This is a genomic window from Pseudomonas sp. LBUM1664 (genome assembly GCF_059695895.1).
On sequence record NZ_CP166791.1, the window covers coordinates 4,070,517 to 4,087,002 of the forward strand.

General features: G+C 59.6%; 14 protein-coding genes and 2 pseudogenes. 7 read left to right on the forward strand and 9 right to left on the reverse strand.

The window, feature by feature from the left end:
- Positions 1–260: 260 nt before the first annotated feature.
- Together ACA047_RS18845 and ACA047_RS18850 are read left to right on the forward strand one after the other, a co-directional pair.
- The gene (locus tag ACA047_RS18845; RefSeq protein WP_497351843.1) at positions 261–1,211 is read left to right on the forward strand and encodes a nucleoside-specific channel-forming protein Tsx; all 951 of its coding nucleotides are present in this window, start codon (positions 261–263) and stop codon (positions 1,209–1,211) included.
- Between the two features lie 54 nt (positions 1,212–1,265).
- Positions 1,266–2,294, forward strand: coding sequence for a purine-nucleoside phosphorylase (locus tag ACA047_RS18850; protein WP_497351845.1), 1,029 nt, complete (start codon positions 1,266–1,268; stop codon positions 2,292–2,294).
- Between the two features lie 48 nt (positions 2,295–2,342).
- Here ACA047_RS18850 and ACA047_RS18855 read toward each other — a convergent pair.
- The 3 genes and pseudogenes from ACA047_RS18855 to ACA047_RS18865 all read right to left on the reverse strand — a co-directional run.
- Positions 2,343–2,732 (reverse strand): annotated as a pseudogene (locus ACA047_RS18855) (DMT family transporter); the annotation flags it as partial.
- A 157-nt stretch (positions 2,733–2,889) separates the two neighbouring features.
- Complete coding sequence (locus ACA047_RS18860) at positions 2,890–4,320, reverse strand: IS1182 family transposase (RefSeq protein ID WP_497351847.1); 1,431 nt, start codon at positions 4,318–4,320, stop codon at positions 2,890–2,892.
- 187 nt (positions 4,321–4,507) lie between these two features.
- Positions 4,508–5,401 (reverse strand): AraC family transcriptional regulator, encoded by an 894-nt coding sequence (locus ACA047_RS18865; RefSeq protein ID WP_497351849.1) that lies wholly within the window; start codon positions 5,399–5,401, stop codon positions 4,508–4,510.
- A gap of 138 nt (positions 5,402–5,539) precedes the next feature.
- On the opposite strand from ACA047_RS18865, the gene ACA047_RS18870 reads away from it, so the two are divergent.
- The 4 genes and pseudogenes from ACA047_RS18870 to ACA047_RS18885 all read left to right on the forward strand — a co-directional run.
- The gene (locus tag ACA047_RS18870; protein ID WP_497351851.1) at positions 5,540–6,283 is read left to right on the forward strand and encodes an SDR family NAD(P)-dependent oxidoreductase; all 744 of its coding nucleotides are present in this window, start codon (positions 5,540–5,542) and stop codon (positions 6,281–6,283) included.
- A gap of 29 nt (positions 6,284–6,312) precedes the next feature.
- Positions 6,313–6,714 (forward strand): VOC family protein, encoded by a 402-nt coding sequence (locus ACA047_RS18875; protein ID WP_480437190.1) that lies wholly within the window; start codon positions 6,313–6,315, stop codon positions 6,712–6,714.
- Entirely contained in the window at positions 6,711–7,688 is a 978-nt protein-coding gene (locus ACA047_RS18880) for a saccharopine dehydrogenase family protein (RefSeq protein ID WP_497351854.1), read from the forward strand. Before ACA047_RS18875 ends, ACA047_RS18880 begins: the two co-directional genes overlap by 4 nt.
- Positions 7,689–7,699: 11 nt before the next feature.
- A pseudogene (locus tag ACA047_RS18885) lies at positions 7,700–7,995 on the forward strand (SDR family NAD(P)-dependent oxidoreductase); the annotation flags it as partial.
- A 489-nt stretch (positions 7,996–8,484) separates the two neighbouring features.
- Here ACA047_RS18885 and ACA047_RS18890 read toward each other — a convergent pair.
- On the reverse strand, positions 8,485–9,408 hold the full coding sequence (locus ACA047_RS18890; protein WP_497351856.1) for a LysR family transcriptional regulator: 924 nt from the start codon (positions 9,406–9,408) through the stop codon (positions 8,485–8,487).
- A gap of 142 nt (positions 9,409–9,550) precedes the next feature.
- Here ACA047_RS18890 and ACA047_RS18895 point away from each other — a divergent pair, with 142 nt between their 5' ends.
- The gene (locus ACA047_RS18895) at positions 9,551–10,750 is read left to right on the forward strand and encodes an MFS transporter (protein ID WP_497351858.1); all 1,200 of its coding nucleotides are present in this window, start codon (positions 9,551–9,553) and stop codon (positions 10,748–10,750) included.
- Positions 10,751–10,786: 36 nt separating this feature from the next.
- Here ACA047_RS18895 and ACA047_RS18900 read toward each other — a convergent pair whose 3' ends face one another.
- The 5 genes from ACA047_RS18900 to ACA047_RS18920 all read right to left on the reverse strand — a co-directional run bounded on the left by ACA047_RS18900 (position 10,787) and on the right by ACA047_RS18920 (position 16,240).
- A complete protein-coding gene (locus ACA047_RS18900) occupies positions 10,787–12,052 on the reverse strand; it encodes a histidine-type phosphatase (RefSeq protein WP_497351860.1) in 1,266 nt (421 codons plus the stop codon).
- Positions 12,053–12,059: 7 nt separating this feature from the next.
- Positions 12,060–14,180, reverse strand: a complete 2,121-nt coding sequence (locus tag ACA047_RS18905; RefSeq protein ID WP_497351862.1) for a TonB-dependent siderophore receptor — start codon at positions 14,178–14,180, stop codon at positions 12,060–12,062.
- Between the two features lie 114 nt (positions 14,181–14,294).
- Entirely contained in the window at positions 14,295–14,720 is a 426-nt protein-coding gene (locus ACA047_RS18910; protein WP_497351864.1) for an ExbD/TolR family protein, read from the reverse strand.
- Positions 14,720–15,448, reverse strand: coding sequence for a MotA/TolQ/ExbB proton channel family protein (locus ACA047_RS18915; RefSeq protein WP_497351866.1), 729 nt, complete (start codon positions 15,446–15,448; stop codon positions 14,720–14,722). Before ACA047_RS18915 ends, ACA047_RS18910 begins: the two co-directional genes overlap by 1 nt.
- 81 nt (positions 15,449–15,529) lie before the next feature.
- Positions 15,530–16,240, reverse strand: coding sequence for an energy transducer TonB (locus tag ACA047_RS18920; protein ID WP_497351868.1), 711 nt, complete (start codon positions 16,238–16,240; stop codon positions 15,530–15,532).
- Positions 16,241–16,486 lie beyond the last annotated feature (246 nt).

Genomic DNA, 16,486 nt, shown 5'->3' on the forward strand with positions numbered 1-16,486 from the left:
GGCTCAGTGCCGCGCCGCGATGGGTGTCGACCACACGTTCCCGCCACCCTTTGGTGCCGTTTCAAGCGGCAGTGAACTATCCGGGGCAGGATGACTGACCGAAAGGACAGAAAAAACACATAAACCCCATTATTTTCAATCATATGTGAACACTGGTATGGGTTGTGCAAACGTTTGCGAAAATCGATCAGGGACACCTGATCGCGTACTTTTCCCAATCACGGAATACCGGCTTCGACCCGCACGAATAAGGAATGTCCATGCACTTCATTTCCCAATGTCGCGCTTCACCCGGCGTGTTTGCAGCCTCCTTGCTACTGACCGCCGTTACCGGATTACTCAGTACCACGAGCCAAGCCGAAACGGCCGAAACCTCCGCCCAAGGCGAAGCTCTCAGCCCCGAAGCCACCCCCTCTAAAAAAGGCGCCTACCTGTCGGACTGGTACAACCAGGACCTGTCAATCATCGGCAGCAAAGACATCAGCTTCGGCCCGCAACCGGCCGACGATGTTTACCTGGAATACGAATATTTCGGGCGCAAGGGCCCGTTCGAACTATATGGCTACATCGACATTCCCAAGATTTTCAACATCGGCAACAGCCACGACACAGGCGTGTGGGACCACGGCTCGCCGGTGTTCATGGAGCACGAGCCGCGTATTTCCATCGACTACCTGACCGGCCGCAGCCTGGCCATCGGGCCGTTCAAAGAGTGGTATGTGGCGTTCGACTGGATCTACGATCACGGCAGTAACCGCGCCAACCGAGCCAACACGTTGTACAGCGGCCTGGGCACCGACATCGATACCCATTCCAGGGTCAACCTGTCGGCCAACATCTACGGTCGTTATCAATGGGAAAACTACGGCGCCAGCAATGAATACTCCTGGGACGGCTACCGCGCCCAACTCAAATACATCGTGCCGATCAGCCAATTCAGCAACGGTGCTTCGTTGACCTACATCGGCTTCACCAACTTCGATTTCGGTTCGGACCTGCACGAAGACAACCCGGCCCGCACCGCCAACGCCACGGTCGCGACCAACGTATTACTGTATTCCTTCACCCATCTGCGCTTCATGCTGGCGGGCCGTTACTTCCATAACGGTGGCAACTGGGAAGACGGCAGTGAGCTTAACTTTGGCGATGGCAACTTCCGCGCCCGCTCCGATGGGTGGGGGTACTACGTTGGCGTAGGCTATCAATTCTGATCAAACGCGGCCTCGTAGAAACATCTATTTCGAATCCATGGAGGTAACAAACACATGATTAATCGTCTGTTTATTTCAATCGGCCTGGCAAACACTGCCCTGCTCTGCTCCACCGCCGGGGCCGCACCGGCACCGATTCAGCCCAAGGTCATGTTGATCACGATGTTCGCCCCCGAGGCGCAGAACTGGATCGAACGCCTGGAACTCAAGGACGAAATCCGCGTCCCGGGGCTGTCCGCCGAGTATCCGAAGATCCGCTGTAATGCCGAGCGGGTTTGCCTGTTGGTTACCGGCATGGGCCAGACCAACGCCGCGGCCTCGACACTGGCCCTGGCGATGTCCCCGACCGTCGACCTGCGCAAAAGCTATTTCCTGGTGGCCGGGATCGCCGGCATCAACCCACATCACGGCACCCTCGGCACAACCGCCTGGGCTCATTATCTGGTGGAGTTCGGCACCCAATGGGAACTGGACTCGCGGGATGTGCCCAAGGATTGGCCCACCGGTTATCTGGGCATCAACACCAAGGGGCCGAACGAAAAGCCGCCGCTGGACTACAAGACCGAAGTCTTCGAACTCAACCCGGCGCTGCAAGCCAAGGCCTTTGCCCTCAGCCAGAACGTGACCTTGACTGAAAGCAAGGAATCGGCGGCCTGGCGTTTGAAATACCCCTACGCGCCGGCCAACCAGCCACCGGTGGTGACCCGCTGCGACACCCTGGCAGGCAACACCTGGTTCTCCGGTACGCGCCTGAGCGAGCGCGCCGAAGTCTGGACTCGTCTGCTCACGGATAACAAAGGCGTCTACTGCACCACCCAACAGGAAGACAACTCCACCTACGAGGCCTTGCTACGGGCCAGTCGCGAAGGACGGGTGGACATCAACCGGCTAGCAGTGCTGCGGGCTGGGTCCGACTTCGATCGTCCCGAGCCTGGTGGCAACGAAGTGGACAACCTACTCAAGTACGCCGACCAGGGCGCGTTCGTCCCCGCGTTGGAAAACCTGTTCCGCACCGGTAACCCGTTGGTGCAGGACATCGTGAAAAACTGGTCGGTGTGGAAAGACGGAGTGCCCAGCCTCTAATCCTTCAGATGACAGCCTGCAACTGGTCGTCGAACCCAACTGAGTCTTTCAGGCTTGCCGCGCACTGCTGCGATACATGAACACCAGCGCCAGTGCCAGGCAGGCCATTGCCAAGACACGGCTGCCGGACAATTCAATGGCCGGGTTGCCCAGCCAACCGAAGTTGTCGATCAGCATGCCCATGCCCAACTGCCCGACGATGACCGCCACGGTCGCCACGGCAGTGCCAACCCTTGGCACCGCGCCCACCATCACCATCATGTAAACCACCCCGAACAATGCACCGCTGAGTTGCCATTTCGGTACCTCCAGCAGGGTGACGGCGTGGGCCGGCTCGAAAAATACGATCAGCAACCCGGTGGTCACCGTGCCCACCGTAAACGTCAGCAGGCTGCTGCGCAACACACCGACCGTCTGGCCCAGACGACCGTTAATGGCCCAGAGTGTGTAAAAACGCGCTGATGCACCGTCGGCGCGCAGCGCTGACGGTTGTTAGCTGAGTGATTGCTCGCAACAAGTCCTGCGGATCATCACGAGGGCCTGGGAGCCCCTAGCACCGCTTCTACCTTGCTGGGTGGCCAAAATACAGACCTCTTCAGGCCGACAGCGCCTTCATTAAACCGCTGGTACCGAGAATTTTCATGACCCGCTTCAAGTTGTAGGCGAGGACGTTCAAGCTCATCTCCGCACTCACTCCGTTCAGCTTTCGTGTCAGGAAATGCGTGGCGCCCATCCATTGTTTGAGTGTCCCGAAGGGATGCTCGACCGTACGTTTGCGGACTCGCATCATGTCCGGCGCGTTGCTCAGCCTGTTCTGCATTTCCTCCAGTACGGCTTCATGCTCCCAGCGTCGAACCCGCCGTTCCGTGCTCGGTGTGCACTGCGGTTTCATTGCGCAGCCCTTGCATTTCGAACTCCAGTAACGGTGCAGCGTCAGGCCTTTTTCAACGTTGGTATAGCGCCAGATCAGTGCTTCTCCCGCCGGGCAAATGTATTCGTTTTTTGCCGCGTCGTAGATGAAAGCATCGTTATTGAAACGCCCGTCCGCTTTGGCTCCAGAGGTCATCGGCTTGGGCACATAGGCAGTGATGCCTGCATCGTGACAAGCCAGGATCTCTTCGCTTTTGAAGTAACCTCGATCAGCCACTACCGACAACGTTTCTGACGCCATAGCCTCGCAGGCCTGCTTGGCCATCGAGCTGAGTTGATCGCGGTCGGAACCGACGTTGGTAACCTCATGTGCAACGATCAAATGGTGCTGGGTATCGACCGCTGTCTGCACGTTGTAACCGACGATTCCAGTGCCGCGCGTCATCATGGAGCGGGCGTCTGGATCGGTCAGTGAGACCTGTTTATCCGGTGATTCGTTGAGTTGAGTTTCAATGACCTGTAACTCTTTCATCTGAGCTTTGAGCTTGTCGATTTTCTCTTGCAGACGAGTAGCCTTAGGCTGGGCGATCGAGGGTTCTTGCCGATCGGCTTCGTCGAGCGCAGTCAGGTACCGATTGATACCCGATTCAATTTCTTCCATTCGCCGCTTGAGTTTGGCGCTGGTGAAATTGCGGTCGCGGTTGTTGACCGCCTTGAATTTGCTGCCGTCGATGGCGACCAGATTTTCTCCGAACAGTCCCAGCTGCTGGCACAGCACCACGAACTGGCGGCAGACACCTCGGATGGCCTTGCTGTTGTCTTTTCGGAAGTTGGCGATGGTCTTGAAATCGGGCATCAAACGCCCGGTCAGCCACATCAGCTCGACGTTGCGTTGGACCTCTCGTTCAAGACGCCGGCTCGATGGAATGCGGTTCAGATAGCCGTAGATGTAGATCTTCAGCAGGATCGCGGGATGGTAAGCCGGCCGGCCAGTATCAGCCGGTATGGCGCCCTCGAAACCCAGTTTGACCAGGTCGAGTTCGTCGACAAAGACGTCGACTACGCGCACCGGATTGGTATCCGTGACGTAATCGTCGAGGCTCGCCGGAAGGAAGGTGCCTTGGCCTCGATGTTCACCTTGGATAAAGCGCTTCATGGGCGATCCCTGCGATGAAATCCTCAGAAATCATAGCAAGGGTTTGCGAAAGCGTTTTTACACACTCTGGGCCGATTGCTGTCTCTCGTCAAGGAGCAATGATCTCTTGGCCCTATAGCTTGGTCCTGACAAAGACCGACTGCCAAGCCGACTCAATACGTGACGGGGTTATATAGTCATTTTTTTCCTATCTTCTCTCGCCTCGGGTTTCCCCAAGTATCCTCGCGGCATCTCGTGCCGGCGGTAAGCCAAATACCCGTGCGTAATCGCGGCTGAACTGGGTAGCGCTTTCATAGCCGACCTCAAAGGCCGCGTTAGTAACACTTTTGGCGTTGGCCACCAGCAACGTACGAGCCTGAAGTAGTCGAACCCTTTTTTGATATTGCAACGGGCTAAGCGCGGTGACGGCTTTGAAGTGACGGTGAAAGGCTGACACGCTCATCGCAGCGCGTTGTGCCAGTGTCTCCACCCGGATGGACTCGGCAAACTCCCGGCGAATGTACTGAATGGCCAGGCTGACCCGAGCCATGGCGCTATCGGGTGCCGCGATGTCCCGCAGCATCCAGCCGTGTGGGCCTTGTAAAACACGGTACAAAATCTCCCGTTCGTATACAGGCGCCAGGGCCGCAATTTCTTCAGGCCGGGTCATCAATCGAAGCATGCGCACCCAGGCATCCATCAAGTCGGGCGTCACGGCGGCTACCGAAAAGCCTGCATCCTTGTCGTATTGCCCGATGGGCTTTGGCAGGTCGGACAGTAGAGTCGCCAGGACCGTCGGGTGGAGTGTCAGGCTGACCGCCAGGTAAGGCTCGCCGGAAGAGGCAGGGTGTACTTGACCGACCGCAGGCAACTCGATGGACATGACGAAATAAGTCGCCGGGTCATAGCGAAGCGTGCGGTCGCCGATGGTCATTGATTTACTGCCTTGCAGGATCAGGTTGATCATCGGGTCGTAAACGGCGGCCAGCAGGTGTTCAGGGATTTCGCCCTGGACCATGGCTACACGTGGGATGCCCGTCTCCGTGCGGCGGTTTTCGGCACGGGAAGCCAGCGAGCGAAGTTCATTCAGTTGGTTTGTCATGGGGAACATCTGAACCCAGGTTGATACGCCCAGGCAAGAAAAAAGCAGAAACAGGCAGGATTCGAGTAGGAACGGCTGCGCTCGTTGCGAAGGCGATGGTTACTGTGGTGACTCATCTCAGTGACATTGGAGCAGCGCATGAGCGTTATCGTCATCACCGGTGGCAGCCGGGGCATCGGCGCCAGCACGGCCGAACATTGTGCTCGATGCGGCATGGGGGTCATCCTCACCTACAAAAGCCATGCAGATTCGGCAACCGCTGTTGTCCAGCGTATCCAGACATCGGGCGGCAAGGCCGTGGCGCTTGAACTGAACGTTGCTGATGTGAGCAGCTTCGAGCACTTCCGAGAAACGGTGGTGCTCACCTTACAGACAACCTGGGGTGTGGCAACGCTCGGCGGTCTGGTGAACAACGCGGGTCATGGCTTTTTCCATCCCATGGAATCGGTCACCGAGGCGCAGTTTGACGGCTTGTTGAACGTTCACCTCAAAGGCCCGTTTTTCCTGACTCAAGCCTTGCTGCCGCTGATGGAAGAGGGCGCCAGCATCGTCAACCTGACCAGCGCCACGACCCGAGTGGCCACGGCAGGCGTCGCGCCTTATGCGGCTTTCAAGGGCGGACTCGACGTGTTGACTCGTTACATGGCCAAGGAGTTCGGCCCTCGGCGCATCCGTGCCAACTCCGTCTCGCCGGGGGCGATCCGCACCGAACTCGGTGGAGGCTTGAATGACGAATTCGAAGCTTTACTCGCATCGCAAACCGCCCTTGGCCGGGTGGGCGAGCCGGAGGACGTAGCTCGCGTTATCGCCATGCTGCTGTCCGAAGAAGGAAGCTGGATCAATGCCCAGACTATCGAAGTCGCGGGCGGGTATTTCATCTAAATCAGCACCTGAAAAGCGAGGCAATCGCAATGCTTGATCATATTTTTATCTCGGTAAGCGACGTTGATCGTTCCATCCGTTTCTACACGGCAACACTAACCCCGCTTGGCATTACCGGCAGGCTTGATTACGACGGCAAGGACGGCCCGCCAGGCCACCCGGACCTCAAGGGCTTCGGTGCCAATGGGCGGGTGTTTTTCTGGTTGCGCGAGGGTGTTGTGGAGGGGCGGGCGGTACATGTTGGCTTCGTAGCGAACAGCAAGGCCGAGGTCAACGCAGCTTACGCGGCGGCTATGGAGAATGGCGCTGTAGACAACGGTACACCTGGCGCACGTCTGTATTACGACCCGAATTATTACGCCGCCAATGTCCTTGACCCGGACGGTTACAGCCTCGAATTCGTCTACAAAAACTGGCAGCACGCCCAATGAATCAATTAATGATCTACGGGGCGACCGGCTATACCGGTCGCATGGCTGCCGAGCATGCCAAAGCGCTGGGGCTAGACATTGTGATCTCTGGTCGCAATGGAGAAAGGCTGGAGTCACTCGCTGCGCAACTGGGCGTGCCTTATCGAGTGTTCACCCCTGATGCCCAAGCAGCCGAATCCCTGCACGGCATCGGCGCGCTGCTGAATTTCGCAGGGCCTTTTGCTCAGACGGCGGACGCCTTGATGCAGGCCTGTATCAAGGCTGGGGTCGACTATCTGGACATAACGGCCGAGATCAATGTCTATCGGCTGGCAGAACGGCTTGGCGCTCAGGCTACCGAGGCGGGTGTCATGCTGCTGCCCGGAGTCGGCTGGGACGTGGTGCCGACAGACTGCCTGGCGATGCATGTCGCTCGCCGTGTGCAGGATCCGCAGGCCCTGAAGGTGGCGCTACAGATCGCAGGCTCCATGTCACGGGGATCAGCGTTGAGTGTCAGCAAGATCATTGGCGCGGGCCTTTTGGCACGAGTGGACGGACTGCTGGTCGCCACCCCGGATACGAAGCCGCAGCACTTCGATTTTGGCGACGGCCCGGAACTGTGCGCGCCACTGTCTTTCGGTGACCTGGTCACCGGCTGGCACTCCACCGGCATTCCCAACATTTCCATGTTCGTGCACATCACCGGCGATGCCTTTCCTGAAGGCGATCTCTCACAACTTCCCGATGGCCCAAGCGCGGAGCAGCGTGAAGCCCACCGCGCCCGAGCCGTGGCTGAAGTCATTGGCGCTGACGGCACAAGTGCGCGCTCAGTGATCGAGACCGTCAACGGCTACACCTACACACCGTTGGCCGCTGTGGAGGCTGCACGCCGGGTGCTGGGCGGTGAGCGACGACCAGGCTTTGAAACGCCTGCGCGGGTGTTTGGCATCGGATTCGCCGAGACGATTTCAGGGACGACAATCACAGATTTTTAGGGCGCGACAACACCTCTGCCACCAAGGGCGCGGTCGATACGTTGACGTTCGCCTTGGCCAGAGAGCTTGGGCCGAGCGGTATCAGGGTCAACTCGATCTTGCCCGGCCACACCAACACCCCCCTGCGACTGATGGCAACTTCGCCGGTGAGTTTGGCGAAAAACTTATAGCGGGCACGCCGCTAGGCCGATTCGGCGAACCAGAAGACATTGCACCGCTGGCCGTCTTCCTGGCGTCCGAGGACTCGCATTGGGTAACAGGCGAATCCATTCGGGCTTCGGGTGGTATACGAGGCGTTGGTTACTAAGCACCATTGATTAATGCTGTCGGCGCACGGTGACGTGCGCCTGTAGGGCTCCAAGTTTCAGATAATGACGCAAGCCTCGGTCGCAGCAGATTCACACACCACCTCATACCGCACTTTCACTCCTTCTCCAGCCCCCGCTTGATGGAGCGCGGTAGCTGCCATTGGTGTGGGGCGTTCGCTCTGTCATACGCCCAATTTGGTAGATGCGCTGCCAATTTCCCTAAATAATGCGGAGGACCGCTTTTGGCCCAGAGTGTGTAAAAACGCTTAGTCAAAATTGAAGTCTGCGCTTCTATGTGAAATCTGAAGTTTATCGGCTGGTTGGCAGACCTGGATTTTGCGTAGATGCGCGACTTTCAACCCTGATTTGGGCGTCAATCTCGCTGAAAAACGTTTTTACACACTCTGGGCCGGTTGCTGCCCGTCGCGAAAGGCAACAACCGACCCAAAGCTGACGGGGGCGACAGGCAGAAAATCGGCCAGAAGCAGTCATTGATCGCTGCCCTCCAGCAACGTTAACCCTGCCACTAATGCCTCCAGCAACACGCGAATCTTGGGAAGCGCCTGGCGGCTTTTGATCCAGGCCAAGCTGATCCCCATCCCCTCGGTTGCAAGTTGAGGAAGCACCTCCACCAATGTTTCCTGTTGCAGCGGTTGTTTTATCAGCCAGGACGGCAGCTGTGCGATGCCGCAGCCTGCCATCGCAGCCATCATCAGACCGTCGCCATGACCCACCACCAGTTGAGGGTCTATGTGCCTGCGCAGGGTGGTGCCCTGCTCTCCTGCGAAGTTCCAAGGGCTGATGCTTCCGTCCACCCAGCCATAGGCGATGCACTGATGGTGCTCAAGGTCGGATTCAGACAGGGGCGCGCCATGGCGGGCTAAATACGATGCAGACGCGCAAAGGGTATAGCGCTCACGGGCGAGAAGACGATGCCCTACCGTCTCCGGCCAGGAATCCGCGCCACCGATACGCACCACAACATCCACGCCTTCCTTGAGCGGATCGATGTAGCTGTCGCCGAAGGTGATGTGGGGTACCACCAACGGATATTCCTGCACAAATTGCAGCAGGATCGGCAGTACCTGTGCGCGACCGAAGGCGCTTGGCAGGTCAATGCGAACACGCCCACGGGGCTCGGTGTTTTCGGTCTGGAGTGAAAGCTCGGCTTCTTCCAAGTCAGCCAGCACACCCGTACAAGTACGATGGAAGGCAACGCCAGCATCGGTCAGTGACAGTCGCCGCGTCGTCCGCTGGAACAGCCGAACCCCCAGCCGTTTTTCCAGCCGAGCGATGCTTTTACTAATGGCAGAGGCCGTGAGGTTCATTCTCTCAGCGGCAGCCCTGAAGCTGCCGAGTTCCGAGACGCAAACAAACACATCGATTCCCTTCAAGCGTTCGGAGGAAAACATAGACTTCCCATATTGATGAATTCATTTCAGGAAATTCGGTAAAAAGCATCCTAAATCAGAATTCAGTTCAACTGTAGGCTGCGTCCATACACTCAAGCGAATCGCGACGCATGGACTGTTTAAAATTGACGATGAGGCTCGAATGCTGGCCACGCTAAAAAACTATCCCACGACGGTTAACCTGCTGCTTTCTGCGTCACTGGTGCTAACACTCGCCCGCGCGATCACGCTGCCCTACCTGGTCATTTACTTGTCGGGTAATTTTAAATTAAGCGTCGCCGATATCGGCCTGGTGATCGGAAGCACGTTGATCATCGGCTCGCTGTTGAGCCTGTATGGCGGCTTTCTAGTGGATAGGATGTCCAGGTATCGACTCATCCTGGGCTTTAGCGGCTTATTCACAGCGGGTTGTCTCGCAGCGTACATCGCGCGCGAACTCTGGCTGTTCTACCTCTGCCTGGTGTTGATCAACCTGGCGTATGCCGTCATCGATATTTGCGTGAAATCCGGATTTGGTAGCCTGCTCCCCGTCGCCGAGCGGGGTGAAGTGTTTTCGATCAAATATACGCTGACCAATATTGGCTATGCCGTCGGGCCCTTTGTCGGTGCGGCAGTGGCCAGGCTGGACATCAGTCTGCCATTTCTCATGTCGGCGGGGCTTGGGGCCGGGTTCTTTTTTATCTATTTCGTGTGGGGCAACAGACGCTGGGCGACCGTTGAGGAAAGCCGGCAAACCACGCCATTTCTGGCGCTGGGCAAACGCCTGCTAGGCGATTATCGGCTCGTATGTTTTACCCTGGGCGGGTTACTCAGCGCCGTCGTTTTTGGTCAGTTCACTGCCTATCTCTCGCAATACCTGATCGTCACCACGACACCCGAGGCGGCGTACCGGATTATCAGCACCGTTGTGGCGACAAATGCTCTGATGGTGATCAGTCTGCAATACAGCATTGGCAAAAGAATTTCCCATGAACGCCTGAATCTGTGGCTTGTGGGCGGGCTCAGCATGTTCATCTTGGGGTTGGCAGGTTTTGGCCTGTCCACCACTATGATGTTCTGGGTGGTTTCCATGGCCATTTTCACAGTCGGTGAAATGATCGTATTCCCCGTCGAGTACATGTTCATCGACACTATCGCGCCCAGTCACCTGCGAGGCATGTACTACGGCGCCCAAAACCTGAGCAACATTGGCGCAGCATTGGGGCCTGTCCTCTGCGGGATGGTATTGGCAACCCAGCCTGCCCACTACATTTTCTACATGCTCGCGTTGTTCATCATCATGGGCGCAATGCTGTACCTCCTGGGGGCGTCCATTGCAAATGATGCAACGACCAAGCATTGAAGTGAACGCCACGAATTTGATCACGCGTTCCAGGTTTCAGAGGTCGCTATATTGCTGCGCCTCGGTCGCGCTTGGGTCGATGCGTTTTTCCATCTCGGTGACAAACCCCTTCAACGGCATCAACGCCTCACCCGCATACCCCAGGTACTGCACCTGATACGGTGGCGAACCGGACAGGCTGCGCATCTGGTCCAGGCTCTGGGCCACGTAGGCCAGGCTGACAAACTGCTCGCCCGTGCGGTCGTTCACCCAGCGTTCGAACAGGATTGTGCCGCCCGGCGCGGCGTCGTTTTCGGGGTATTCGGCGATTTTCCAGTCAAAGCCTAATAGCGTGCGCAGTTGCGCGATGTTGGTGTCATGGCCCACGTAGGCCAGCCATTTCGCTCCGGGCGGACCACCCGCGCTGGCCGGTTGCAAGGCCTGGAGGATTTGCCCGAGTAATTGCGAAGCACCGCGCTGCGCGATGTAGGGCACGTGATTGCTCAACGCGTACTTGCCCGAACGCAAGGCCATCAAGCGCGACACGTCCGCCGCCGTGCGCCCCTCGCCAAACGCCACCTGATCCAGCGGCAAGCCCTCGGCGTATTGCATGCGGATGGTTTCACTCATGGCCGCGCCCACACCCAAGGGGCTGTCCAGTTTGACCGTGCTGCCCTTGGTTTTCAGCGCCCAGGGTTGCTCGCTCAAGGCACAGGTCTTTCTCGCGCACGGCGTCGGAACGCCCACCCGTTGCTGCATCGCCAGCAACGGCGCAGCGTAGCGCTGGCGGGCGGCGTCGACGCTGCCGCCCATGGCCGCTAGCAACGCCGCCTGGGTTCGGGCCGGGTCCAGCGGTGCCAGGCCGTTTTCGCTGCCGTGGAACAGCCGGTCCTCGCTTTCGCGCGCATGGTGCACGACCACGCCGCAGCCCGGGAACATCCCCTGCACCAACGCAGCACCGGTGGCCTGGGTACGCGCCACCGGGCTGGACCACACGTAGGCATCGCCGGCCTGCGGGCACTGCCCGGCCTTGAACAGGCCAAGCTCATCCAGCCTGTGGCGCTGCCACTGACCCAGCAGCACGACAGCGGCGCGTCCATGGACAGTCAACTGGCCGTCACGAGTACCAAACGCGGGCCAGGTCTTGGCCGACCAGCTTTGCAATTCGGCAGTGTCGGTGGCTGGGCGTATGCCGTGACGCATCACCAGCACCACCTTGTCCAGGTGCAGGCCGGTGGTGTCTAGGGAAGCGGCCGGTGATGGCAGGGCCAGGCACAGGCCCAGCGCCAGGCCCATGCAGTGCAGTAAGGTCGATCTCATCATCAAGGGCCTAGAAGTCATAACGGGTATTGAGGCTCAAGGTACGCGGCGAACCCGGTTGCAGGTAGTTTTCCTGGTAGTAGGTCCAGTACTTCTTGTTGGCCAGGTTGGTGAGGTTGGCGCCAAAGGTCAGCGCGTGGCCGCCGGCCAAGCGCAGGCGATAACCGCCGCCGGCGTCGAACAGGCTATAGGCCGGCAGCGTGTGCACGTTGCCCGAATCCACGGCCATCTTGCCGATGCGTTGAGCGCCGCTGTGCAGGAACAGCCCTGGCACCACGGGCACTCGATAGGTGACCTGGGTCGCGGCCTGGTAGTGCGCCGCGCCGGCCGCACGATTGCCGTTCACGTCGTCACCGGCGTCGCGGTATTGCGAATCCAGGGACATGACGCTGCCTTCCAGGGTCAGGTCTGGCGTGGGGTCGACGCTGGCGTTCAGCTCCAGGCCCTGGTAACGGATGGTACCGCTCTGCACATAGACGTTGGCGTCGTTGGTGTACTCGGCGCCGCGGTCGATGCGAAAGGCCGCAGCGGTGGCGTTCCAGTTGCGCTGCTGGGTCTTCACGCCCACTTCGTATTGCTTGCTGCGAAGCGGGCCCAGGGTCTGGTCGGCGTTGGCCGCGGAGCTGGGTGCGGTACCGCCGCTTTCCAGGGACTCGACATAGCTCGTGTACAGGGTCAGGTCCGGGGTCGGCTTGTACATCAGCGCCACGGTCGGAGTCGCCGGCCGGGCTTTGTAGCGCGTCGCGTCGGAGGTGGCCGAGTCGTGGGTTTCTTCGCGGAAAGTTTCGTTGCGCAGGCCTGCCAGCAACGACCAGTGCTCGCCCAAGCCGACGGTGTCGCTGGCGAACAAAGCGCTTTCGTTGATCTTGTCGTCGCCGTAGGTGCCGCCGCTGTAGTCGATGTTGTACACCGAGAAGATCGTCGGGCTGTACAGGTTGCCCTTGCCCACGGTGGTCTTGGGCGTGTTCACTGACTTGTCCGAGTTAAGCTCGGAGTAGCTGCCGCCCAGCACCACGTCATGGCTGAACCAGCCAGTGGTGAACTTGCCTTCCAGGGTGGCCATGGCGTCGTTGTAGTCGTAGGCGTGGTATTCGGAGGAGACCTTGTCGGAGTAGTTCCCGGAGTCGCTGGAGATCTGGTATTGATCCTTGGCATAGCGGCGCGTCGAATCGCTGTAGCGGTAGGCCAGTTTGCCCTGCCAGTCGGGCGAAAACTTATACGTGGCGCTCAAGGTCGACAGGCTGTAGTCGACGTCGGTGTAGGAGCCGTTGCTGTACAGGCGCTTGCTGCCGTCGATGGCCTTGGGCAAGGCGTACTTGGTGCTGACGATGATGTCGGTACCACCGCTGGTCTTGCGCTGTTGGTACAGGGTGTCAAAGTCGATGCTCAGGTCATCGCTCAGTTGCGCGTTCAGGGCCAGGCCCAGCGACGTGCGATTGACCTTGGCCGCCCCCGAGGCGGCGTCACCCTCCTCATGCACCACGTTGACCCGGTAGCCGAAACGCGGGTCGTCAAAACGCCCGCCAGTGTCCAGGTGTTCCTTGTAGAGATTGTCAGACTGGTAACCGGCTTCGACGCTCAAGGTGGTCTTGTCGGTGGGCCGTTTGGTCACGTAGTTGACGATGCCGCCCGGGCTGCCAAAGCCGTACATGAAGCCCGACAGGCCCTTGAGCACCTCGACCCGCTCGAACATCTCCAGAGGCATTTCCACGCCGCGATTGATATTGGCCATGCCATCGACCTTGTAGCCGTTCAGGTCATCCAGGGGCAGGCCGCGCACCGCCAGGGTGGCCGGGTGGGTGCCGTAGCTGGAACTGATGGAGGTGACCGAGGCATCGTACTTCACCGCTTCGGACAAGATGCCGGCTTGGCGCGCCTGGATTTCGTCGCTGCTCACGCTCCTGAGCGAGAACGGCGTGTCGATGACCGCGAGGTTGCCCAAGGCGCCGCTGGAGGCCTTCTGGTGCAACGCAGGCTTGCGCTTGGCTGCCTTCACGGTGACCTGGGGCAAGGTGGCCAGCACACTGTCGTCAATCGCAGGTGGCGCGTCGGCGGCAAAGGATGGAAGACCCAGGGTCAACGCCGCAAAACCGAGGCCGGCACGCAGGTACAACGGGGATTTGCGAAACATGACTGCACCTTCAAAAGCGGCCGTTCAAGGCTCTGTTGGTTTGATGTGGCGCGCACCTCACCGTGGCTGGCTGCAACGGCCGACCGGTTGAATTCGACGAGGGTGACGCGGTGTTTAAGGGGTGACGGCCTGTGTCACGAAGCCGATCTTGTCCAGGCCACCGGACTGCGCCGCGGCCATCACACGCACCACCTTTTCATAGGGCGTGTTGCGCTCGGCGCGCAGGTGCAACTCGGGCGTCGGCTCGCGCGCAGCGGCCTCGGCGATCAGCGCCGGCAGCTCGTTATCGGTGATGTCGCGGTCGTTCCAGTGCAGGCGGCCACTGTCGTCCAGCGCCAGGTCCACGGCGGCCGGCGGCTTGCTGTCCTGCTGCGCGGCGGCCTTGGGCAAGTCGATCTTCACCGAGTGCTGAATGGCCGGCACCGTGATGATGAAGATCACCAATAGCACCAGCATCACGTCCACCAACGGCGTGGTGTTGATATCAGGGTTGAAGCTGCCTTCTTCCAGCTCGTCGCTGTCCAACAGTCCACCCGCCATCAGACGTACTCCGCCTGGGCACTGAAGGTGCTTCGCGCAGGTTGCGCTCCGCGCGGCGTGGCACGGGCGCCGATCACCAGCAAATCGTGCAGTTCGAAGGCAAACTTGCCAAGCTCGGCCAGGGTCTGTTTGTTGCTGCGCACCAGGAGGTTGTAGCCCAGCGTGGCAGGGATGGCCACGGCCAGACCCAGGGCGGTCATGATCAGGGTTTCACCCACGGGGCCGGCAACCTTATCAATGCTCGCATCACCGGTCAGGCCGATCTTCATCAGGGCGTGGTAGATGCCCCACACGGTGCCCAGCAAACCGACAAAGGGAGCGCTGGAACCAACGGTGGCCAAAATGGCCATGCCGCCTTGCAACTGCCCGCCCACGCTCAGTAATGCCTGACGTAGCGCGCGGGTCAGCCAGTCGCTGAAAGCCGGTGGGTTCATGTCGCCGTCCAGCGCATCGCGGTGCTGGCGCGCGGCGTTGATGCCGGCATAGGTGAGTTCGGCGTAGGCGCTGCGGCGGCCCAGTTGCTGCACGCCGTCCTTGAGCGTCGGCGCACTCCAGAAGGCGGCCAACAGCTTGGGCGCACGCAGGCGATTGAGCACCAGGCGCACCAGTTTATCGGCCATGACGTACCAGGAAGCAATCGACATCACCAGCAACATCAAGGCCACGCCACGGGTGACAAGGTCGGCCTGCTGCCACAAAACGTTCAAGCCCAGTGATCCGGTTTCCATGTGCTTTTCCTTTCTTTGAAGTGAGTGCCGCCCTGACCGGGAGGCCCTTCGATAAATGGGGTGTGACGCCTGGTTGGCGCGCTAACTGTCAAGCTGGAACCTCAGCGGCACGATCACGTAGACCGAAACCCCATGGCCATCCTCCAGGTATGGCTTGAACAGTGCGCCGCGCGCCGCCGCCCTGCCCGACTCGTCGAGGTTGCCGAAGCCTGAGGAGCGCACCACGTCCACCGAGCTGGGCTTGCCGTGCTCGTCCACCAACACCCGCAGGATCACGGTGCCTTCATGGCCTTCTTCGCGAGCGCTGTCGGGGTATTCGGGTTGCGGTTCGCGCAGGTATTCGACACCCCGGGTGATGGTCTTGGGTTGGACTGGCGGCGCTGGCGTTTGCGCGACGACCGGAGCGGCGGCCGGGGTGCTGATGGCTGTGGGGCCAGGCGTTGCGACGGGCGCCACCGGGTGCTGCGCGACCTGTGGCTTGGCCACCGGCTTGGGACGGGCCACGGGGCGAACGGCCTCCGCCGGCGCTGGCATGAGCGGGGCAACCGACGGCGGTGGCGTGGGCTCGGCCCTGGCTGCTGACGCGGGGGCCGGTTCATTGATGACCGATGCGTAGATAGTACGTATCACCGGCGTGGCAGGTGACTGGGTTGATGGCCAGTTCAGCCCGCTCAATACCAGCGCGTGCATTGCCACCACCAGCACCACCGCCACCCCACGGCGCAATACGCGCCAGGGACCGCCGGCAGGCAATGGCTGAAGGTGCAGTGTAGATGTCAAGGTCGCATCCATGGTCATTCTCCTCCCCAGGCCGATGGGCCTGGTACATTCGGGCGAATTCACTGCGAGGGTGGGTTGTCGGATTTTCAGAACCAAAAAATCGTAACAATTTGTTTCGCCGAAGTAACATAGGAACTAGAGATGACAGGGACGTTACAGGGGGAGAATTATCGAGTATGAATTTTGTGACAAATAGTCAGTCCCGTAACCGCTGGCGCAATTGTCGGGGCCAGTTGGATAAATAAATGTATGGGTGCA